We start from the raw sequence: 21317 nt of genomic DNA on the forward strand, positions 1-21317 counted from the left end.
GCCGATCCGGTCGGCAGCGACCGCAGGACCGTCGCCACCGCATGCGCTACCGACCCCGAAGGCCTGCAGTTGCCCCGTCACTCCAGCGTGAAATCGGCCCGTCGTTCCCGCGCGGCTGCGACCGGAGTCCACCGACGGCGGCATTGCCGCTGCGAGCTCGGTTACCCCCATCCCGACAGCGAGGCGATAGCGCTATGAGCCCCAGCATGATTCCCCCGGACCAGGACCGTCTCGGGCGCGCCGACCGGCCGCTGACCATCGTTGTCGAGGGCGTCGAGGTGCCCGGTGTCCATGGACAGACACTTGCGTCGGTCCTGTTGTCCGATGACCGGTCGCACTGGCGCACCGCGCCCACGGGCGGCGCCCGCGGGGTGTTCTGCGGCATCGGGATCTGCTTCGACTGCGTCGCGACCGTCAACGGCGTTCCGGACATCCGGCTGTGCCGCCGTCCGGCGCGGGACGGCGACACGGTCACCCTGCAGAACCGCCACCCGGAGCGGGACCAGCAGTCGGTGAATACAGCTAGGCGCCTGCTCCCTGCGGAGCCGAGCGCGAGCGAGGTGGAGCAATGAGCAGACATGTGGTGGTGATCGGCGGCGGACCTGCGGGTACAGCCGCGGCCACGGCGGCGCTGCGTCACGGTGCGACCGTCACGCTGATCGATTCGAACGAGGCGCTGGGTGGCCAGTACAACCGGCGCATCCCGGCCGCCTACGGAGTCCGGCGCCCGCTGGCCATCGGCCACGGTTATCCCGCCGCGCAACGCCGGGCACGCTTCGTGACCGAGCATCCGCGCTGCGAATACCTCGCCTGGGCCGCGGTCTATCAGATCGAACGGCATCTCGACGGCGGTTGTCCCGCAGTCCGTTTGCTGATCGGTGTCGAGGGTGACCAGCGGACGCACCGGGTGGTGCAGGGTGATGCGCTGGTCATCGCCACCGGCGCGTACGACCGGGTGTGCCCCTTCCCCGGATGGGACCTGCCGGGCGTCTACACCGCCGGCGCCGCACAGACTCTGGCGAAGACCCAGCGCGTGCTCATCGGACGGTCCGTCCTGCTGTCGGGCACCGGCCCGTTCCTCCTGCCGGTCGCTCAATCGCTGGCCGCCGGTGGCACGCACGTCGAGGCGGTCCTGGAGGCCAACCCGCGGGGCCGGATCCTGCGGCACTGGGCCGCCGCACCGTGGCAGTTGCGGCACAGCGCGGGCAAGACCGCCGAGTTGTTCGAATATGCCGGTTGCCTTGTGCGGTACCGGATTCCGCTGCGCACCTCGTCCGCCGTCGTCGCGGTCGCGGGCGACGGGCGGGTGGAGGAGGCGACCATCGCCCGCCTCGACGAGAACTGGACGCCGGTCCCGGGCAGCCACACCACCGTCGCGGTGGACGCGGTCGCGGTCTCGCACGGGTTCACCCCGCAGCACGAACTCGCGGTGGCCGCGGGTGCGCGGCTGAACCGGGACGGCTTCGTCCGGGTCGATGAGAACCAGCTGACCACGGCAGCATCGGTCTGGGCGGCGGGCGAGATCACCGGCATCGGCGGCGCGCAGGTCGCACTTGTCGAGGGAACGGTCGCCGGGATCGCCGCAGCCGGCGGCGACCCGGTAGGGAATCGCGCGCTGCGCGCCCGCCACCGCACCGCCGAGCAGTTCGTCGCCCGCCTCGCCGCCGCACACCCGATCCGGCCGGGCGTCCTGACCTGGTCCCAGCCCGACACCGTCGTCTGCCGGTGCGAGGGCACCACACGAGGCGACCTCACCGCGGCGTGGGCCCGCACCGGGGGCGAGAGCTACCGGTCGACCAAGCTGGCCACCCGCGCCGGTCTCGGACCCTGCCAGGGCCGGATCTGCGCCGCCAACATCGACGCGCTGCGGGCGCAGACGGTCTCGAACTGCGGCACCTCGGACCACACGCGCGCGGAACAGACGGACGGAGTATCGACCTCGGGGCCCGCGACCGACGACGAATACCGCGGCGGCACTCCGGAGTGCGCACCGATCGGCCTAGCGGCAGCTACCCCGGCCTGGCGTCCGCTGGCCGCCCCGGTGCGACTGCGCGAACTCGCCGACCTCGACAGTGAAGGACAGTCCTGATGCACAGCAGCAGAATCATTTCCGCGATCGACACCCACACCGAGGGCATGCCGACGCGGGTGGTCACCGGTGGGGTGGGCACGATTCCCGGCGACACCATGGCGGCGCGGCGGACCTATTTCATCGACAATCTGGACGGCCTGCGCAAGCTTCTGGTCAACGAGCCACGCGGGCACGCGGCGATGAGCGGGGCGATCCTGCAACCCGCCACCACCGCGGATGGACACTTCGGGGTGCTGTTCATCGAGGTCAGCGGGCTGCTGCCGATGTGCGGGCACGGCACCATCGGGGTGGCGACCGCCCTGGTCGAGGCGGGCATGGTGCCGATCACCGAGCCGGTCACCGAGATTCGCCTGGATACCCCCGCCGGACGCGTGGTCGCCGCGGTGAACGTCACTGCGGGCCACGCCGATTCGGTTACCCTGCGCAACGTCCCGTCGTACTGCGACAGCCTGGACAACGATGTGGACGTGCCGAGCCTGGGTGCCGTCCGCTACGACATGGCCTACGGCGGAAACTTCTACGCCATCGTCGACCTCGGCAAGCTGGGGCTGCCGTTCGACCGCGCGCACAAGGACGAAATCCTCGGCGCCGGACTGCGAATCATGCGGGCCATCAACGAGTCCCGTCGTCCGGTGCATCTCGAGGACGAACGTATCGCCGGGTGCAAGCACGTCCTGTTCCTCGATCCGGCCTCCGAACCGGCGCACACCAGAAATGCCATGGCCATCCATCCGGGCTGGTTCGACCGCTCCCCCTGCGGGACCGGCACCTCCGCGCTGCTGGCCCGTCAGCACGCCCGCGGCCTGCTCGTCGAGGATCAAGTGCTGCAGAACGACTCGTTCATCGGCACCACGTTCTACGCCCGCGCGGTCGAGAGCGTCACCGTCGGCGGGCGCCCGGCCGTCGTGCCCGCGATCACCGGCCGCGCCTGGCTCACCGGCACCGCGAACTATCTGCTCGACCCCTCGGACCCGTTCCCCGAGGGATTCACCTTCTAGCGCACCGAATCCCCGGCCACCGCACACGTCATCACCCCGTTTCACATCACCACCCTCGAAAGGCACGACAATGTCTGTCGTCACTCGCCGTACCCGCATACCCATGACCATGAGCGGGGTGATGCGGCGAATGCCCGTGACCGTCGCGGACACCGGCGATTTCACCAAGAGCATGGGACTGTGGCAGCTGGTCGCGCTCAGCCTCGGCGGGCTCGTCGGGGCCGGGGTCTTCTCGCTCGCCGGGGTGGTCGCTCACGACGTGGCCGGTCCGGGCGTTCTCGTCTCGTTCCTGATCGCGATCGTCGCCTCCGGGGCGGCGGGCCTGTGTTACGCCGAATTCGCCGGTATGGTCCCCAAAGCCGGCTCGGCCTACACGTACTCCTATGTCGCACTGGGCGAGATCATCGGCTTCATGATCGGCTGGGATCTCCTGCTCGAATACACCGCCATTGTCTCGGTGGTCGCGATCGCAGTCTCCGGGTATCTGAACTACATCACTCACTACATCGGATTCGACTTGCCCACTTGGGCATTGGGTGCACCGGGATCCGGTTCCGGGCACCGGGTCGATCTGTTCGCGCTGTTGCTGTGCCTATTGCTGGCCTTCCTGCTCTCCCGTGGAACCCGTGAATCCGCCCGCGTGCAAACGGGACTCGTCGTGGTGAAGCTGGTGATCGTCGCGATCGTGGTTGTCGCGGGCGCGTTCCATATCAAGTCCGGCAACTACACGCCGTTCTTCCCGTTCGGCATCGGCGGCGCGGCATCCGGTGCAGCACTGGCCTTCTTCGCGGTGTACGGCTACGACGCGATGAGCGCCGCGGCGGAGGAATCGACCGACGGTAAGCGGCAGCTGCCCAAGGCGATCATGATCAGCCTGGGCATTGCCGCGGTCATCTATCTGCTGGTCTGCCTCGTCATCGTCGGGATGGTCAACTACACCCACATCAACGTCTCCTCGCCGTTCTCCAGCGCATTCGACTCGATCGGGATGGGAATCCTGGGTCTGATCATCGCGGTGGGTGCGGTCGTCGGCGTCACCACCTCCGCGTTCGCGAATATGCTCGCCGTGACCCGGGTCGGCTTCGCCATGAGCCGCGACGGCCTGCTGCCGACCTACTTCGGCAAGACCGATCCCACCCGCAAGGTGCCCAGCCGGGTGATCTGGCCGGCCGGCGTGGTCTCGGCCGTCATCGCGGGCTTCCTGCCGATTCGGGCCGCCGCCGAACTCACCAACATCGGAATCCTCATGGCGTTCATCGTCGTTGCGCTCGGGGTGATGCGGCTGCGCCGGACCCGCCCGGATGCTGACCGCGCGTTCCGCACCCCGTGGGTGCCGATCGTGCCGCTGATCGGGATCGGGTTCTCGATCTGGCTGATCACCGAACTCACCTGGGTCACCTGGCTGCGGTTCGTCATCTGGCTGGTACTCGGCCTGGCAGTGTATTGGGGCTTCGGCTACCGCAATTCGACGCTGAACCGACCACAAGCCGAATCGGCCGCATAGCACCTTGACACTGAAAAGCCTGGCCCGCCAACACTGTTGGCGAGCCAGGCTTTCTCCGCGCGCACGGCTTGGCGTCAGGTCCCGTGCACGAGTCTCAGGAGGCCAGAACGGTTTCGGCGAACCGCGCGGCGGCAAGGACCAGATCGTCCGAGTGCCGCGGGCCGACGATCTGCAACCCTACAGGCATGCCCTCGGGAGTACTGCCCGCGGGGATGCTGATCGCGGGTTGCTGAGTCATGTTGAACGGGTAGGTGAATGGGGTCCACTGTGGCCAGCTGCGCAGGCCGCTGTCCGGCGGCACGTCGTGACCGGCCTCGAAGGCGGTGATCGGCATGGTGGGCGTGATCAGCAGATCGTAGGCGGTGTGGAAGGCGCCCATCACGATGCCGATCTCGGCGGCGGTCGCGCGCGCGTCGAGATAGTCTACGGCGCTGCGGGTTTCGCCCTCGTCCCAGACCGCGCCCAGGCCGGGGTCGACCCGCTCGCGGGTGCCCTCGGGGAATTTCGAGAGCATCGCCGCGGCGCCTGTCGCCCACAGCAGTTCGAACGCCTCGAGGGGATCGGTGAAGCCCGGCTCGGCCGCGACGACCCGCAGGCCCGCCTCGTCCAGCCTGCGCACCGCGGCATCGACCACCGCCGCGACCTCGGGATCGACGTGCGCGTAGCCCAGTGTTGGCGAATAGGCAACGGTGCAGCCGCGCACGTCCCGGGTCAGCTGGCTGCGGAAGGTGGTCAGCGTGGGCGCCTGCTGGGTGGGGTCGCGCGGATCGGGCAGCGACAGGATGTCCATCAGCAGCGCGGCGTCCTCGACGGTGCGGGTGATCGGCCCGCCGTGCGCGAGCGGCCCGAACGGGCTCGCCGGATACATCGGAATGCGCCCGTGCGTGGGCTTGAATCCGACGACGCCGCAGAACGAGGCCGGAATCCGCACGCTCCCACCGCCGTCGCTGCCGATCGACAGCGGGCCCATCCCCGCCGCCACCGCCGCCGCGCTGCCGCCGGACGAGCCGCCGGAGGTCTTCGCGGGATCGACGGGATTGCGGGTGATGCCCGTCAGCGGGCAGTCGGTGACCGCCTTCCAGGCCAGCTCCGGGGTGGTGGTCTTGCCGACGAACACCAGCCCGTCCTGGCGCAGCCGCGCGGTGGCGGGACTGTCGACCGGCCACGGCATGTCGGCCTGGATGGAGGTGGAACCGCGCCGGGTGGGCCAGCCCTCGGTGAGGTAGGTGTCCTTGATCGACATCGGCACGCCGTCCAGCAGGCCCTGCACATGCCCGGAATGCCAGCGCGCCTCGGATTCCTTGGCCTGCACCAGCGCCCGCTCCGGATCGACCAGACAGAACGCATTCAGTGCGCCGTCGCGCTCGGCGATCGCATCGAGCACCGCCTCGGTGGCCTCCACCGGGGACAGCGCGCCGGCCGAATAGGCCGTCACCAGCTCGACCGCGGTCATGGCGGCGGGTTCGGCGGGAATATCGATATCGGGGTGGGCCATAGCTGACTCCCTTCAGGCGGGGACGTACCCCAGCCTCTTGTCGACCACGTTGTCCAGTGGCCGGCCATCGATCCACTTCCGGAAATTCGCGGCGAACGCCGCGGTTATCTCGCGGCGCCAACCGGCGAAATCGCCGGAATTGTGTGGCGTGAGGTGGACATTCGGCAGATCCCACAGCGCATGGCCGGGCGGCAGCGGTTCGGGATCGACGACATCGAGCGCCGCACCGGCGAGCAGACCGGTGCGCAGTGCGGTGACGAGATCGTCTGTCACTACGGATTCCCCACGACCGACATTGATGAAACGAGCATGCGGTGTGAAATTCGTAAATGCCCGGGAGTCGAACATATTCCGCGTCTGCGGAGTCAAGGGAGCAACGGCCACCACGTAGTCCGCGGCGGGCAGTTCGGCGTACAGATCGGTGGCGACCGTGCCGAAATCCGGATCGTCCTCGCGCGCCCGGCGGCCCAGCCCACGCACCCGCATACCGACCGCACGCAGCAGCCGGGCAGTGGCGCGGCCGATCGATCCGGTGCCCACGATGAGCACCGAGGCGCCGGCGATCCGCTCGGATTCCCGATGCCTCCAGATGTGCTCGCGCTGCAGGCGCAACGATTCGGGCAGATCCTTCGCGAAATTGAGGATCTGCGCGAGTACGTATTCGGCGATGGCACTGTCGAATACGCCGCGGGTGTTGGTGACGATCACGTCGCTGGCGATCAGTTCGTCGAACAGCACCGAGTCCACGCCGGTGCCGCCCACGTGCAGCCAGGACAATCGATCCGCGGCGAACCAGGCGGCGGGAATCGCCGTCGTGCGGAAGTCGTCGACGAATAACACGTCGGCGCCGTGCAACGCCTCGGCGAGCCCGTCCGCAACCGTGTAGCGAACCTCGGCCCGCATCGCGACCGGTCGCATCAGCTGCGCATCGGGCCGGGCGCCATCGTGCAATACGGTGACTTTGGGGCCCTCTTTCACATTGACAGACTAGAAACACATCGTATGATTGTCAACAATCCGATCGTGTGCGGAGGACTGGTAGCGGACGCGAGAGGGGCCCTCGTGGAACTGAACTTTGCCGATATCGATGGGCCCGTGGCCCAGCGTGGCATCGGCATCATCGCGCCGTTCGACCTGGCACTCGAGCGCGAACTGTGGCGCTGGGCGCCGCTCGAGGTCAGCCTGCATCTGGCCCGCACGCCGTACGAGCCGGTGCCGGTCTCGGTGGAGATGGCCGAGCTGGTCTCCGACGCGGTACACCTGACCGCGGCCACCCGCAACGTGCTGCACGTGGATCCCGAGGTCATCGCCTACCTGTGCACCTCGGGCAGTTTCATCAAGGGCCTGGCCTACGAGCGATCGCTGGTCGAGGCCATCTGCCGCGCCGGGGCCGCCGCCGCGGTCACCACCTCCGGGGCACTGATCGAGGCGGTCCGCAAATTGGAGATCACCCGCATGTCGGTGATCACCCCCTACGACGAGCAACTGACTGGCAAGCTGCACGACTTCCTCGACGAGGCGGGCTGCACCGTGATCCGTTCGGACCACCTCGGCCTGGGCGGCGGCATCTGGAAGGTCAGCTACCGCACCATCGCCGAGCGCATCATCAACGCCGACGATCCACAGGCGCAGGCCATCTTCGTCAGCTGCACCAACCTGCCCACGTACGACCTGGTCGAACCGCTCGAGCGGGCGCTGGGCAAACCGGTCCTGACCGCGAATCAGCTCACCATGTGGGCCTGCCTGGGCCGCATGAAACTTCCCATGATGGGGCCGGGCAAATGGCTCCAGAACGTTTTCTGAAGGAGACCCGTGACAGCGATCGGATTCATCTACCCCGACCACGCCGCCGAGGACGATTATCCACGCGCCGGCGCGCTGCTGGATGCGGATCTGCGCATCGCCCACATCTACGGCACCGACCTGCACGCGGTGCCCGAGCTGCTGGATCTGGGCAGCCCGGACAAGCTGCGGCACGGCGCGGAGCTGCTGGCCGAGCACGCGCCCGCGGCCGTCGTCTGGGCCTGCACCTCCGGCAGTTTCGTCTACGGCCCCGACGGGGCGCGCGAGCAGGTGCGCGGACTCGGGGCGGCCGCGGGGGTGCCCGCGTCGAGCACCAGCTTCGCCTTCGTCAACGCGGCGCGCGCGATCGGGGTGGCGCGCGTGGCCGTGTGTGCCAGCTATCCGGACGAGGTCGCGAAGCTGTTCGTGGATTTCCTTGCCGCCGAGGGGATCCGGGTCGTCTCGATGTCGAGCGCGGGCATCGACACCGCGGCCGAGGTCGGCACACTCTCGCCCGAGCGGGTGCTCGAGCTCGCGATCGCCAACGATCACCCCGAGGCGCAGGCGCTGCTGATCCCCGACACCGCGATGCACACCGTCGAGGTTTTGCCGAGGCTCGAGGCGGCGCTGGGCAAACCGGTGCTGACCGCCAATCAGGTCACCGTCTGGGAGGGCCTGCGGCTGGCCGGATATGCTCCCGTCTCACCGAGCCTGGGGAGGCTCTTCTCGGAAAGGCTCGTCCATGCCGGTCATTGAGTTCGAACCGGTCAACCGGCAGTCGACCGCGGAAATGATCGCGGACCGGCTGCGGGAGGCCATCATGCGCGGCACGCTCGCGCCCGGCGCGCAGCTCGTCGAGGCCGATCTGGCCGCGCAGTTCGACGTGTCGCGCGGCCCGGTCCGAGAGGCCATGCAGCGCTTGGTCTCCGAGGGACTGCTGCACAGCATCCGGCACCGCGGCATCTTCGTCATCGAGCTGACCCAGGACGACGTGATCGATGTCTACCGGGCACGCACCGCGATCGAGGGCGGTGCGCTGGAACTGATTCTGGACGGCCGCCGCGAGATCGCCTACGCGGCGCTGGAACCGAGCGTGACCGAGATGGTCGCGTGCGCCGAGCGCGGCGACGCCGCCGGGGTGTCCGAGGCGGATCAGGCATTCCACGAGGCCTTCGTCGACAGCGCCGACAGCCCCAGGCTCACCCGCGCGGCCCGCACCCTGCTGATCGAGACCAGAATGTGCCTGGGCGCACTGCAGTCCGCCTACCCCGACCTGCGCGATCAGGCCCGCGAGCACGTCGACCTGCGCGATGCCGTCGGCGAGGGATCCCCGGCCCGCGCGCGCACACTGCTGATCGAGCATATGCACGACGCGGTCGAGCGGCTGCGCGCCCAGCGGGCGCCGGCCGACGTGCAGACCGACGCCAGCTGAGCCCACCACGCGTGTACACAATACCGAGTACACTCCAATTCATGGACGACGATTCGATCAGCATCCGGCAGCTACGCGCCAGTCTCGCAGCCGTGATCGACAAGGCGGTCGCAGGCGAGTCCACGACGGTCACCCGCGACGGGCAGCCCGTGGCCGCCATCATCCCCATGTACATGCTGGAAAAGCTCGAACAGTGGGAAGACGAGCAGCTCACCCGGATGGCCGACGAGGCCGAGCGTGAGCCAGGCGAGCGGATCAGCCTTACCGAGATGATGGCCGAGGTTCTCGATGAACCGAAGCATGGCGCGGCGTGAAGTACGGATTCGAATTCACGCCTGCCGCCCGGCGAGCGATCCGAGCCATCCCGCAGGCAGACGCACTGGGATTGCTTCGTGCGATCACCGCCTTGGGCAACGACCCGTACGCACCAAACCCGAACATCAAGCCGATGGTGGGTGACACGTATACCGGCTACTACCGATTGCGCCACGGGAACTACCGCGCGATCTACCGCATCGACGACGGCCTCCTGATCATTCTGGTAATCAACGCGGGGCACCGTCGCGATATTTATCAGCGGTAAAGCGGAGTACCGGCCCTAGTCGAAGAGGCCGCGCGGGCGCACGACCAGGACCGGGGACGAGCGCTTTCCCTTTTCCTCCAGCAGCGCAATGGCTTTGCCGTCCTCGGTGAGGGCGGCGTGCACCCCGCGTAGGCCGATCGGGTCGAGCCAGCGGCCGTCGCGCAGGGATTCGGCCTCCTCGCCCGTGATGCTGCGATGCGGGAAGGCCAGGCGCGCGGCGGAATCGATGTCGAGGTTCAGGGTAGGGTCCTGCGCCAACGCGTCGAGGGTGCGCGCGTGCTCGAGGGTGAACGGGCCCACCCTGGTGCGACGCAGAGCCGTGAGATGGCCACCGACGCCGAGGCTTTCACCCAGATCGCGGGCCAGGGCGCGGATGTAGGTGCCCGAGGAGCACTCCACCTCCACGTCCAGATCGACGAATGTGGTTGCGCCGGCCTCGATATCGCGGCGGGCCAGCACCTCGAAGCGGGAGACGGTGACGGGACGGGCCGCCAGCTGCACGTCCTCCCCCGCGCGGGCGCGAGCGTAGGCGCGCTCACCGTCGACCTTGATCGCGCTCACCGTGGCCGGGACCTGCTGGATATCGCCGGTCAATGTCGCAATGCCCGAGGCGATCTCGGCATCGGTGACATGTGCGGCCGGAGCGGTGGACAGGACCTCGCCCTCGGCGTCGTCGGTGACGGTCGCCTGACCCAGGCGGATGGTCGCGGAGTACGCCTTGGTGGTCAGGGTCAGCAGGCCGAGCATCTTCGTCGCGCGCTCCACGCCCAGCACCAGCACGCCGGTCGCCATCGGGTCCAGCGTCCCGGCATGCCCGATCTTGCGGGTGCGCAACAGCTTCCGGCAGCGCGACACCACATCGTGACTGGTCATGCCGCCGTCCTTGTCCACTACCAGCAGCCCGCCCAGCGCGTCCACCAGGGCCGGTTCGCGTCCCATCAGCCGGCCACGATCGCGGTCAGGATCAGCCCGTCGGTGATCAGCCAGCGCCCGTCGAAGGATCGCAGCGGCGCGCCGCCGTCGTTGACCTGGCCGGGAATCAGCAGCTCGCTGCGGAACGTGCCCGACCGGTCGTCGTCGCCGATGGTGAAGGTGATGTGCGCGTCCTCGAATCCGAGCCAGCGCAATGTCAGCGGGAACCACGCCTTGTAGGTCGCCTCCTTGGCGCAGAACAGCAGGCGGTCCATGTGCAGGCCGGTCGCCGGGAGCGCGCCGGCGAGCCAGTCCCGTTCGGCGGGCAGGCTCACCGAATCCAGCACGCCCTCGGGCAGTGCGGCGTGCGGTTCGGCGTCGATACCGATCGAGCGCCACCGCAGCCGGTGCGCCAGCGCCGCGGCCCGATACCCGTCGCAGTGGGTGAGGCTGCCCACCACGCCACGCGGGAACAGCGGCATCCCCCGCTCTCCCTTGCCGATCGCCACCTGCGGCTCACCCAGCTGCGCCAGCGCCTCCCGCGCGCAATGCCGGGCGCCGATGAAATCCCGCCGCCGCTTTTCCACCGACTTCTCGATCAGATGCTCCTCACCCGGATGCGGCTTCAGGCCCTCCGGATACCGCAGCAACTCGGCCGCGGCTACCCCGGCGGGCAGAATCCTGCCCAACATCCGCGCGCTACCCCGCTCCTCGATGACCGCCTCCTGTATCGACACCAATCAACCACACGAGCCTACCGAGTTCGCCCCCGCCTTCTGCGCCATATACACTATTCCCACTGTTGGGAATCTTAGGTAGCTCGAATGCGGTACTCGGACTGAACATTTCGGAACGAATGTGTCGAATCATTTCCTGAACCGGACATTCGTTTGTACGCTACCAAGCAGTAACTAGGTCGTGGGGGGTCGCCGGACAGCGGCTCCCCGATGTGTGAAGCGGTGGTATAGAACGTGCGCGATGTTCCACAAGCGTCTGGACAGACGATGAACGGCCGGCACACATGGGCGTTCTGGGCCGGACTCACGGCTACCACGGTGGGAACCCTCTTACATCTACCTATGTATTTCATGGCCGCGAGCATGGGCTACCGCATGGACGGAATGCGCATGGACGGCTACATGATCACCGGAATGATCCTGATCGTGATCGGGCTGGGCCTGGCGACGTACGGCCTGTTCCCGCGCCGCCCGGTGCACCGCGAGGTGGCCCGGTTGCGGGTGCGGGCCTTGGACGACGCTCCACTGGGCCGCGTGCACGTGCTGCTGGTGCTGGTGCTGGCCACCGCCATCACCATCGACGTCATGAAGCCGACCACGCTCTCATTCGTGGTGCCCGGGGTCGGCAGTGAGTATCACCTGCGCACACCGACCTCGCCGCACCTGCACGCACTGCCGGTGGCGTTGCTGCCGCTGTCCGGCATCCTCGGCACGGCGCTCGGATCGTTCCTGTGGGGCTGGCTCGGTGACCGCATCGGTCGCAAGGCCGCCATCCTGCTGGCCGCTATCTGGTTCGTCGGCACCTCGATCTGCGGCGCGATGCCGAGCTTCCAGATGAACATGGTGATGTGTTTCATCATGGGCCTGGCCGCGGGCGGAATGCTGCCGGTCGCGTTCACGCTGCTGTCGGAGACCATTCCGGCCCGCCACCGCGGCTGGCTGCTGGTGCTGATCGGCGGCGATATCGCCGGCGCGTACGTCATCACGAGCTGGCTGTCCTCTACCATCGGACACACCTACAGCTGGCGCATCCTGTGGCTCGTCGGCCTGCCCACGGGGCTGTTGCTCGCCCTGTTGGTGCGCTGGATTCCCGAGTCGCCCCGGTATCTGATCGCGGTCGGCCGGGAGTTGGAGGCCGAGCGGGTGCTGCGCACCTATCATGCCGAGATCGTCCGCGCGGACGAGCCCGAACCCAATGCGGCGCAAGGCTTTCGAGAGGGCATCGACCAGCTGCTGCGCCGCCCCTTCCTCGGCGTCACCGTCGTGCTCGCGCTGCTCGGGCTCGGCGTCGGGCTGGTCACCTACGGCTTCCAGTTCTGGCTGCCGACGAACCTGCGCACCCTCGGGTTCAGCGGCGTGAGCGCGGACAAGATCCTGCGCGACGCCGCGATCCTGGGCTTCCCGCTGAATTTCCTTGTCGCATACTGCTACCACCGCTCCAGCAAATGGACACTCGTCGGCCTCAGCACCATGCTCGCGGTGACGCTGGCCGCCTTCGTCGCGCTCGGCAATCATGTCGCGGACAACCGCACGCTCCTGTATGCCCTTCTCGTCGTGCCGATCTGGGGATCCAGCTCGATCGTCGCGGTCGTGGTGGCCTACGGATCCGAGGTATATCCGACCCGAATCCGGTCGCGCGGTACCGGATTCGCCGCGGCCATGACCAAGGCCGGCGGGGTCGCGGTGCTCGCGCTCGTGGTGGTAGCGATCAGCGCACCGTCGATCGGCCGGATGGCACTGCTCAGCGTGGTGCCGGTCGCGATCGCGGCGATGGTGGCGGTCGGCGCGCTGGTCGAGACTCGGCGGCGGCCGCTCGAGGAGATCACCGCCGCGGAGTTGGGAGAGATCGCGGCATGACCGCACCGTGCCCGGCCGATCCCGCGCCGCCCGGCCCGATTCGAGAGCGTCTGATCGAGGCCACAATTCAGCTCATCTCCGCCGAGGGCCTGGGCGCACTGTCCGTGCGCCGGGTGTCGCGCAGCTGCGATGTGTCCACGATGGCGATCTATTCCAACTTCACCGGCATGCCCGGGCTGCTGCGCGCGGTCGGGTCCGCCGGCTTCGCGCAGCTGGGCAGCCGGCTCGCGGAATGTGCGGTCACCGACAATCCGATCGCCGATATCCTGGTGCTGGGCTTCGTCTTTCGCGACGAGGCCCTGCGCCGGCCGGAGCTGTTCCGGCTGATGTTCGCCACCGACTCGCCGAAGGCGGAGGTGAAACTGAACCGCGGCAACGTGCTATCCGGCGCCGACGACTCCGATTTCGAGAACTTCGCCGAGAGTTTCGACCACATCGTGCGCGCCACCCAGCGGGCGATGGATGCCGGCATCCTGAACGAGGGCGATCCACGCACCGCCGCGGCCCAATTCTGGACGGGGCTCTACGGTTTCATCCAGCTCGACATGGCCGGACTCTACGGCGATCGCGGCCCGATCGATGTGCTGCTGCCCTCGATCACCCATGTGCTGGTCGGCATGGGCGCCGATCGCGCCGTTGTCCAGGAGGCGGTGGCCCAGGCCGTACAGCATTCGCTGGCCCTGCCCTGCCTCAGCGGATGAGCCCGCGAATCGCCACCCCGGTGCGCTGCCACCAGGCCACGAACTTCTCGGAGAAGCCGTTGCGCTTGGGCATCAGCTCCAGTTGCAGCAACAGCTCGTTGACGTCCCAGGTCGCCTTGCTGCGCCAGATGAGCCCCGAGCGGAACTGCCAGATGTCGACGACGAACAGATCGATCTTGCGGCCCGTGCCCGCGAAACCCGGTGGGGTGAGCAGTCCGGTGTGGGTGCCGGTCATGCGCCACGGCACCATCGCCGCGCGCCCGCCGGCCACGATGGTGGGCTCGAAGACCAGGTCGTAGTTCACGTCCGGGAAGGCGCGGAACGTGTCGCGGACGAACTTCGCCACCCCGTCGCGGCCCGTCATCAGCTCCGGCTCGGAGGGATCGATCCAGCGGGTGTCCTCGGTGACGCAGGCCGCGACCGCCTCGCCGTCGCCGGTGTTCCACCCGGCGATGTACGTGTCGACGAAGGCGCGCAGCCAGTCCTGGCTTTCGATGGGCTCGGCGTCGGGATCGAGAACGAATTCACCGGAGTTCATGGCCGTCACCGTACCCCGGGCAATGGCGCTACCGATCAGCTGACAGTGTTATTTTTCATCGCCTCCGGATTATGACGGTGTTATACCTCGAGCCGCAGCGGAGAATAACAATGATATTCATAGAAATAACATTGTCAGGCCGCCCCACCAAGGGGTTGTTTCCGGCTGGAATAACGATGTAATTCACCCGCTGATCAGGCTGAACATGCTGCACGGCAGCCACTTTCGTCCACACCGCACGCAAGTTGAGTATTTCCAATATGCTGCCTACTGTTCGATGACAATCGCTAGCCATCGAGGTCGACGCCCGTGGCGCGATATCGAATACGCATAAATCAGAGGATCGCGCAATGTCCGATGCAGCAATCGTCGGGATCGGCTGCCGGTTTCCCGGCGGTATCGACGGCCCGGGCGCCTTTTGGGATTTCGTCATCGGCAAGGGTGACGGCATCGTGGAGGTGCCACCGGATCGGTGGAGCCTGGAGAAGTTCTACGACCCGGACCCGGAGGCGCCGGGACGGATGTACACCCGGCACGGCGGGTTCCTGACCCAGTCACTGTGGGAGTTCGACGCCGACTTCTTCGGCATCTCCCAGCGCGAGGCCTCGATCATGGATCCCCAGCAGCGACTGCTGCTGGAGGTGACCTGGGAAGCCCTGGACGACGCCGGGCTGGCCGGCCGGGTCTCCGGGCGCGACGTAGGCGTGTTCGTCGGCGGCTTCATGATGGACAATGCGGTCGGGCGCAACGTCATTCGCTCCGCGATCAGCAGTCACACCCCGACCAGCTCGTCACACACGCTACTGTCGGCCCGCATCGCCTACCTGCTGGACCTGCACGGCCCGACGATGACGATCGACACCGCCTGCTCGTCGTCGCTGGTCGCGCTGCACCAGGCCGTGCAATCGCTGGCACTGGGCGAATGCGAGAGCGCGATCGTCGGCGGCACCAACGCCATGCTGCAGCCCGAGACCTTCATCTCGATGTGCAAGGGCCACTTCCTGTCCGCCGACGGGCGCTGCAAGTCGTTCGACGCCACGGCCGACGGCTACGGCCGCGGCGAGGGCGCCGGCGCGGTGATCCTCAAGCCGCTCGAGGCGGCCGTGCGCGACGGCGACCGCATCTACGCGGTGATCCGCGGCACCGGGGTGAACCAGGACGGACGCACGCTGGCCATCCCGGTGCCCAATCCCGTTGCGCAGGAGGACCTCGCCCGTCGCGTCCGCACGCAGGCCGGCATCGCACCGGAGGACATCGGCTACGTCGAGGCCCACGGCACCGGCACCCCGGTCGGCGATCCCGCCGAATTGGCCGCGCTGGGCGCGGTGTACGGCGCGGTCGAGGGCCGCACCGAACCGCTGCCGGTCGGCTCGGTCAAGAACAACATCGGCCACACCGAGGCGGCGGCCGGCGTGGCCGGGGTCATCAAGGCCGCGCTGACGGTGTACCACGGCACGATCGCGCCACAGGTCGCGCTGGAGAACCCCAATCCCGAGATCGATTTCGAGGCCCTGCGGCTGCGGGTCCCGCTCGTCCCGGAACCACTCGCGCGCCCCCTGGTGGCGGTCAACAGCTTCGGCTATGGCGGCACCAACGCGCACGCGATCGTCGGTCCCGCACCGGATTCCACTGCTACGACCGAAACCTCGTCCTCCGCACGGCCGTTGCGGATCCTGCCGCTGTCCGCCCGCAGCGAAACCGCGCTGCGTGAGCTGGCCGGCGAGCTGGCCACCGCCCTGGAAACCACATCGGCGCAACAGCTCACCGCCGCCGCCTGGGTCCGGCGGGCGCATCATCCGCTGCGGTCGGCGCTACGGTACCGCGATGAGGACGACCTGCGCACCCAGCTCACCGAGCTCGCGGACGGCGGCGGTCAGGCGCCCGCGCGGGCGATCGCCGAGGGACACACCGATCCGGTGTTCGTCTTCAGCGGCATGGGACCGCAATGGTGGGCGATGGGACGTGCGCTGATCACCGCCGACGGCCCGGGCGCGGCGATCGCGCGCGAAATCGACCGGGAATTCACGACACTGGCGGGCTGGTCGATCCTCGAGGAAATGCTCCGCGAGGAGCAGGACTCCCGCGTCTCCCGCACCGAGATCGCCCAACCCGCCAACTTCGTGCTGCAGGCCGCCCTCGCCGCGGAGCTCGCCGAGCTCGGCATCAGGCCCGCGGCCGTGGTCGGCCACAGCGTCGGCGAGGTCACCGCGGCCTACCTGTCCGGAATGCTGTCCCTGACCGAGGCCGTGACGGTCAGCTATCACCGCTCGCGGCTGCAGGCCACCACGGCCCACACCGGCGGCATGCTCGCGGTCGGCCTCTCGGAGCCGCAGGCGCGCGAGCTGCTCGCCGACCTCGACGGGGTGGACATCGCCGCGGTCAACAGCCCGTCGGCGGTCACGCTGGCGGGGGCGGTGCCGGTGCTCGAGGCACTCGCCGAAAAGCTCACCGCCGACGACGTTTTCGCCCGGATGCTGCGGGTGGAGGTGCCCTACCACAGCCGCCTCATGGACCCGATCCTCGAGGACCTGCGCGCGGCGCTGGCCTCCTTGGCGCCGGCGGACGGCGTCCTGCCCTGCTACTCCACCGTCACCGCGGCGGCCGCGACCCGGCAGGACTGGGACGGCGAATACTGGTGCCGCAATGTCCGCGACCGGGTCCGCTTCGCCGACACCGTCGACACCCTGCTGGCCGACGGCCACCGCGTGTTCCTGGAGATCGGGCCGCACCCGGTGCTGAGCGGCAACATCCGGGAAATTCTGCTGCAGCAGGGTATTTCGGGCGCCGCGGTCCCCACGCTGTCCCGCGGCGGCGACGATGCCGAGCACATCACGACCGCGGTCGCCGAGCTGTATCGCGCCGGCGCCCTCGACGGCACCCGGCTTCCCGGCGCCATCGACCCGGCGACCCCGCATCTGGACCTCCCCCGCTACCCCTGGCAGCGCCGCTACCTGTGGACGATGGAACCCGAGACGCGGCTGGACCGCCTCGGCACGCCCGGCGGATTCGCGATGCTCGGCGATCTCGCCTCACCACTGGCCTCGGAATGGGAAGTCCAGCTGTCCGTTTCGAACCTGCCGTGGCTGCACGACCACGTCGTCGCGGATACGGTGGTGCTGCCCGGTGCGGCCTATCTCGATGCCGCCATGAGCGCGGTTGCCGTGCGTACCGGCCGGGAGAGCTTCGGGCTCGAGTCGGTGGAGTTCGTCAGCCCGCTGGTCGTCGAGGAACACGATGTGCCCGTCGTCCGGATCACGGTGGAGGACACCACCCATCGCTTCGCGATCCGTTCGCGGTCCTCGACCGGCACCGCGTGGACACTGCACGCCTACGGCCGCCTGATCGAGGCGGATGTCGACCGCACCACCATTGCCGTTGCGCCACAACCGGACTCGGCCGAGGTACCGGTGGACGAGCTCTACGACCGGATGGCCGAGCACGGGCTGGCCTACGGTCCGGCGTTCCGGCTGCTGCGGCAGGTGCACGTCGGCACCGACGCAGTGGTGGCGCGGCTGGACACCTCCGCCGCCCAGGGCCGTCATCTCGCCCACCCCGCGGTCGTCGATGCCGCGCTGCAGTGCTTCGCCGCGCTCTATGCGAGCACCGCACCCGCAGAGCCGGATCTCGGCGATCCCGAGATCGTGATCCCCGGATCGATCGGGGGCGTGCGCTGGACCGGGCCGATTCCGGCCGATCCGGTCGTCGTGGTCGACCGGGATCCCGCCGATCGGCTGCGGGCCGACATCCGGATCGCCTCTCCCACCGGTGAAGTCGCCCTGGTCCTGTCCGGGGTCCGATTCCGCACGCTCAACCCCCGTCCGGCCCTGACCGACCAGCTGGACAAGTTCTTCTACGAGCCGGTATGGGAAATCGTCGCGGACACAACGGATTCCGCGGCATCCACAGCCGACGAGCACGAGGCCCTGGTCGTGATCAACCTGGGAGCGGAGATCTCCCAGCGGGCCAAGGAGATCGCCAACAGCCGCACGGCGGAGCTGGTCACCGTCGGGAATCATTCCCCGGGCCTGGACCGCGCGCAGGTGCTGGAGCTGCTGCGGGCCACCTACCATCGGCCCGGCGTCGAGCGGCTGCGGCTGGTGGTCGTCCCCGGTACCGATCCGGACACCGTCGAGTTGCTCTACGGTCTGGCCCAGGTGGCGCAGGCGATCAAACAGCTTGCCTCCCTGGATGATTCGTCGTCCGAGGAGGTCTCCGACGGCCCGCTCCGGCTGCAGGCGATCGTGGTCACCGAGAACGCGCTGTGCCTGCCCATCGATACCGCCGCCCGGCTCGACCACGCCGTATTCACCGGCGCGCGACGGGAATTGCTGAACGAACTGCCGGCCGCGCAGTGGCGGCTGGTGGACACCGAACCCGGCACCGCGACCGCGACCCTGCTCGAGCAGCTCTACGCCGATACCTCCGCCGACGAGGTCGCGCTGCGGGCGGGCGCCTGCTGGACCATTCGCTGGCGGCACACGTTGTCGGATCATCTGACCCGCTGGAACACTCCGCAACCGCTGACCGACCCGGATCAGTCCTTCCGGCTGGAGGTTCCGCAGTCGCGGCTGCTGTCGGATCTGGCGCTGCGCACCACCGAGCGGATCGCACCTGGACCGGGTGAGATCGAGATCCGCATGGACGCGGTCGGTCTCAACTACAAGGACACCCGCAAGATCATCGGCGTGCTCACCGAGAAGGAACTGGCGGGCACGTACTACGGCACCGAGATCGGCATGGACGGCTACGGTGTGGTCGAGCGGGTCGGCCCCGGCGTCACCGGCATCGAGCCCGGCGACGAGATGTCCGTCGTGGAGCCGGGCATCATCCGGCGTTTCGTGACCCTGCGGCCCGACGCCGGCGCGACCACCAAGATGGGCGTCGGCGCCGACCGCGCCTTCGACCGACTCCAATTCACCTCGGTACAGCCGCTTTTCACCGCCGAACTGGCGCTGGGCGAACTGGCCCGCATTCAGCCCGGCGAGACGATCCTCATCCACGGCGCGGCCGGTGGCATGGGCATGGGCGCGGTACAGGTCGCGGTCCGCATGGGAGCGCGGGTGATCGCCACCGCCAGTACGCCCGAACGCCGTGACGCCGTCCGGGCGCTCGGCGCCGCGGAGGTGCTGAACTCCCGGTCGATCAGCTTCGTCGACGAGGTCATGCGGCTCACAGACGGCAAGGGCGTCGACGTCATCTACACCTCGGCGCCGGGCGAGATCCTGCAGCAGAACTTCCGGGTGGCAGCCGAATTCGGCCGCATCGTCGACATCGGCAAGGCCGACATCTACGCCTCGGCCACCATCGATCTGCGGCCCTTCGACCGCAACCTGTCCTTCTTCGCCGTCGATATCGACCGGATGGTCGCATACCAGCCCGACCGGGTGCGCCGCGCAATCGGGCAGGTGGTGGGCGCACTGCGCCGCCGCGAGTACACGCCCATCCCGAACGCCGTGTTCGGGCTGGATCGGCTGACCGACGCGTTCGACACCGTGGCCCGCTCGGCCCAGGTCGGTCGCGTGCTGCTCGACCTGCGCGACGAGCAACCGATGGTGCGGCAGGCCCCGTCCACGGTCGAGATCGATCCCGGCGCAAGCTATCTGATCACCGGTGGATTCGGCGCCTTCGGCCTCGCGACCGCCCGGCAGTTGGTCCGCAGCGGGGCCCGCCACCTGGTGCTCGTCGGCCGGCGCGGCGCCACCACCGACGCCGCCCGCGCCCAGCTCGCCGAATTCGCCGCTGCCGGTGTGGAAGTCCGCGAGGAGCGCGTGGACGTGGCCGACTACGACGCGGTCGCGGACATGATCGCGCGCCTGGCGGCGGGCGATGCACCGCTGCGCGGCGTGCTGCACTCCGCCGGAGTGGTGAACAACCTCGAGATCCCCGAGATCACCGAACAATCGCTGCGCGACATCTTCGAGCCGAAGGTGACCGGTGCGCTCAATCTCGACCGGGCCATCACCGCGGCCGGGGTCGACCTCGACCTGTTCGTGCTGTACTCCTCGGCGAGCGGCATCGCGGGCATGTCTCCCCAATTCGGTTACTGCGCGGCCAATTCCGCCCTCGACACACTGGCGTGGGCGCGACGCGCGCGGGGCTTGCCCGCGGTATCGGTGAACTGGGGTCACATGCGCGGCGACGGCGGCATGGCGGATACGCACGCGATCGCCCAGTACGCCGAGATGACCGGATACCTGTCGCTGGACATGGAATTCGCCACCGTGCTGCTGTGGGAGGCGTTGCGGGCCGATCCGACCCAGGTTGCCCTCCTCGACATCGACTGGGCGCAATGGGCTCTGGCCCACCGCCCGTCGGAGCGGGTGCCCCGCTTCGTCGAGCTGATCGCCGCGGCCGGCGGCGGCGCGGGCAGCAGCGCGCTGCGCGCGGAGATCCTGGCGCTGGATCCGGAGCACCGCGGCGACGTGGTCGGCTACCTGCTCGCCGAGCAGCTGGCGGTCGTGCTCGGGGTCGACGCGGACAGCCTGGACCCGGCCGCCCCGATCAGCGAACTCGGCCTGGATTCACTGATGGCGGTGGAATTCGGAGCCCGCGTCGTGAAGAGTCTCGGCGTGAAGATGTCGATCCTCTCGATCGGCGCCGGACTATCGCTCGCGGGCCTGGGCGCCAAGGTCGCCGCCCAGATCGCGCACGAGGAAGCAACGTCGGAACCGACGGGAGTATGAGGA

At 68.6% G+C, this 21317-nt stretch carries 17 protein-coding genes; 12 read left to right on the top strand and 5 right to left on the bottom strand.

Features of this window, described 5'->3' with window-relative positions; translation table 11 throughout:
• The first annotated feature begins 194 nt into the window (after positions 1-194).
• The 4 genes from ABH933_RS30330 to ABH933_RS30345 all read left to right on the top strand — a co-directional run bounded on the left by ABH933_RS30330 (position 195) and on the right by ABH933_RS30345 (position 4594).
• Positions 195-572 (top strand): 2Fe-2S iron-sulfur cluster-binding protein, encoded by a 378-nt coding sequence (locus tag ABH933_RS30330; RefSeq protein ID WP_429422189.1) that lies wholly within the window; start codon positions 195-197, stop codon positions 570-572.
• Positions 569-2089 carry an FAD-dependent oxidoreductase gene (locus tag ABH933_RS30335; RefSeq protein ID WP_429422188.1) on the top strand — a complete coding sequence of 507 codons (1521 nt, stop codon included), beginning with the start codon at positions 569-571 and terminating at the stop codon, positions 2087-2089. Before ABH933_RS30330 ends, ABH933_RS30335 begins: the two co-directional genes overlap by 4 nt.
• A complete protein-coding gene (locus ABH933_RS30340) occupies positions 2089-3090 on the top strand; it encodes a proline racemase family protein (protein WP_429422186.1) in 1002 nt (333 codons plus the stop codon). The genes ABH933_RS30335 and ABH933_RS30340 overlap by 1 nt, the downstream gene beginning before the upstream one ends.
• Before the next feature lie 70 nt (positions 3091-3160).
• Positions 3161-4594, top strand: a complete 1434-nt coding sequence (locus tag ABH933_RS30345) for an amino acid permease (RefSeq protein ID WP_429422184.1) — start codon at positions 3161-3163, stop codon at positions 4592-4594.
• A 94-nt stretch (positions 4595-4688) separates the two neighbouring features.
• Here the strand turns inward: ABH933_RS30345 and ABH933_RS30350 are convergent, their stop codons facing one another.
• Both ABH933_RS30350 and ABH933_RS30355 read right to left on the bottom strand, forming a co-directional pair.
• Complete coding sequence (locus ABH933_RS30350; RefSeq protein WP_429422588.1) at positions 4689-6074, bottom strand: amidase; 1386 nt, start codon at positions 6072-6074, stop codon at positions 4689-4691.
• A 27-nt stretch (positions 6075-6101) separates the two neighbouring features.
• On the bottom strand, positions 6102-7007 hold the full coding sequence (locus ABH933_RS30355) for a D-2-hydroxyacid dehydrogenase (RefSeq protein ID WP_429422586.1): 906 nt from the start codon (positions 7005-7007) through the stop codon (positions 6102-6104).
• A gap of 144 nt (positions 7008-7151) precedes the next feature.
• On the opposite strand from ABH933_RS30355, the gene ABH933_RS30360 reads away from it, so the two are divergent.
• The 5 genes from ABH933_RS30360 to ABH933_RS30380 are packed head-to-tail and all read left to right on the top strand — an operon-like array spanning position 7152 to position 9886.
• Entirely contained in the window at positions 7152-7892 is a 741-nt protein-coding gene (locus tag ABH933_RS30360) for a maleate cis-trans isomerase family protein (protein ID WP_429422182.1), read from the top strand.
• A gap of 18 nt (positions 7893-7910) precedes the next feature.
• Positions 7911-8627, top strand: coding sequence for a maleate cis-trans isomerase family protein (locus ABH933_RS30365; RefSeq protein ID WP_429422584.1), 717 nt, complete (start codon positions 7911-7913; stop codon positions 8625-8627).
• Complete coding sequence (locus ABH933_RS30370) at positions 8614-9303, top strand: GntR family transcriptional regulator (protein WP_429422180.1); 690 nt, start codon at positions 8614-8616, stop codon at positions 9301-9303. Before ABH933_RS30365 ends, ABH933_RS30370 begins: the two co-directional genes overlap by 14 nt.
• A gap of 41 nt (positions 9304-9344) precedes the next feature.
• Complete coding sequence (locus ABH933_RS30375; RefSeq protein WP_429422178.1) at positions 9345-9617, top strand: type II toxin-antitoxin system Phd/YefM family antitoxin; 273 nt, start codon at positions 9345-9347, stop codon at positions 9615-9617.
• Positions 9614-9886 (top strand): type II toxin-antitoxin system RelE family toxin, encoded by a 273-nt coding sequence (locus ABH933_RS30380; RefSeq protein WP_429422176.1) that lies wholly within the window; start codon positions 9614-9616, stop codon positions 9884-9886. Before ABH933_RS30375 ends, ABH933_RS30380 begins: the two co-directional genes overlap by 4 nt.
• 15 nt (positions 9887-9901) lie before the next feature.
• Here ABH933_RS30380 and truB read toward each other — a convergent pair whose 3' ends face one another.
• Complete coding sequence (gene truB / locus ABH933_RS30385) at positions 9902-10825, bottom strand: tRNA pseudouridine(55) synthase TruB (protein ID WP_429422174.1); 924 nt, start codon at positions 10823-10825, stop codon at positions 9902-9904.
• Positions 10825-11490 (bottom strand): 4'-phosphopantetheinyl transferase Npt, encoded by a 666-nt coding sequence (gene npt, locus ABH933_RS30390; protein ID WP_429422583.1) that lies wholly within the window; start codon positions 11488-11490, stop codon positions 10825-10827. Before npt ends, truB begins: the two co-directional genes overlap by 1 nt.
• Positions 11491-11886: 396 nt before the next feature.
• On the opposite strand from npt, the gene ABH933_RS30395 reads away from it, so the two are divergent.
• The gene (locus ABH933_RS30395; RefSeq protein WP_429422172.1) at positions 11887-13392 is read left to right on the top strand and encodes an MFS transporter; all 1506 of its coding nucleotides are present in this window, start codon (positions 11887-11889) and stop codon (positions 13390-13392) included.
• Complete coding sequence (locus ABH933_RS30400; protein WP_429422170.1) at positions 13389-14093, top strand: TetR/AcrR family transcriptional regulator; 705 nt, start codon at positions 13389-13391, stop codon at positions 14091-14093. The genes ABH933_RS30395 and ABH933_RS30400 overlap by 4 nt, the downstream gene beginning before the upstream one ends.
• Here the strand turns inward: ABH933_RS30400 and ABH933_RS30405 are convergent.
• Positions 14083-14631 (bottom strand): ester cyclase, encoded by a 549-nt coding sequence (locus ABH933_RS30405; RefSeq protein ID WP_429422168.1) that lies wholly within the window; start codon positions 14629-14631, stop codon positions 14083-14085. The two genes, ABH933_RS30400 and ABH933_RS30405, sit on opposite strands and share 11 nt — an antisense overlap.
• A 350-nt stretch (positions 14632-14981) precedes the next feature.
• Between ABH933_RS30405 and ABH933_RS30410 the strand changes: the two genes are divergently transcribed.
• Complete coding sequence (locus tag ABH933_RS30410; protein WP_429422166.1) at positions 14982-21314, top strand: type I polyketide synthase; 6333 nt, start codon at positions 14982-14984, stop codon at positions 21312-21314.
• Positions 21315-21317: the final 3 nt, after the last annotated feature.

Source organism: Nocardia sp. GP40 (assembly GCF_050434125.1).
Lineage (GTDB): Bacteria > Actinomycetota > Actinomycetes > Mycobacteriales > Mycobacteriaceae > Nocardia > Nocardia albiluteola.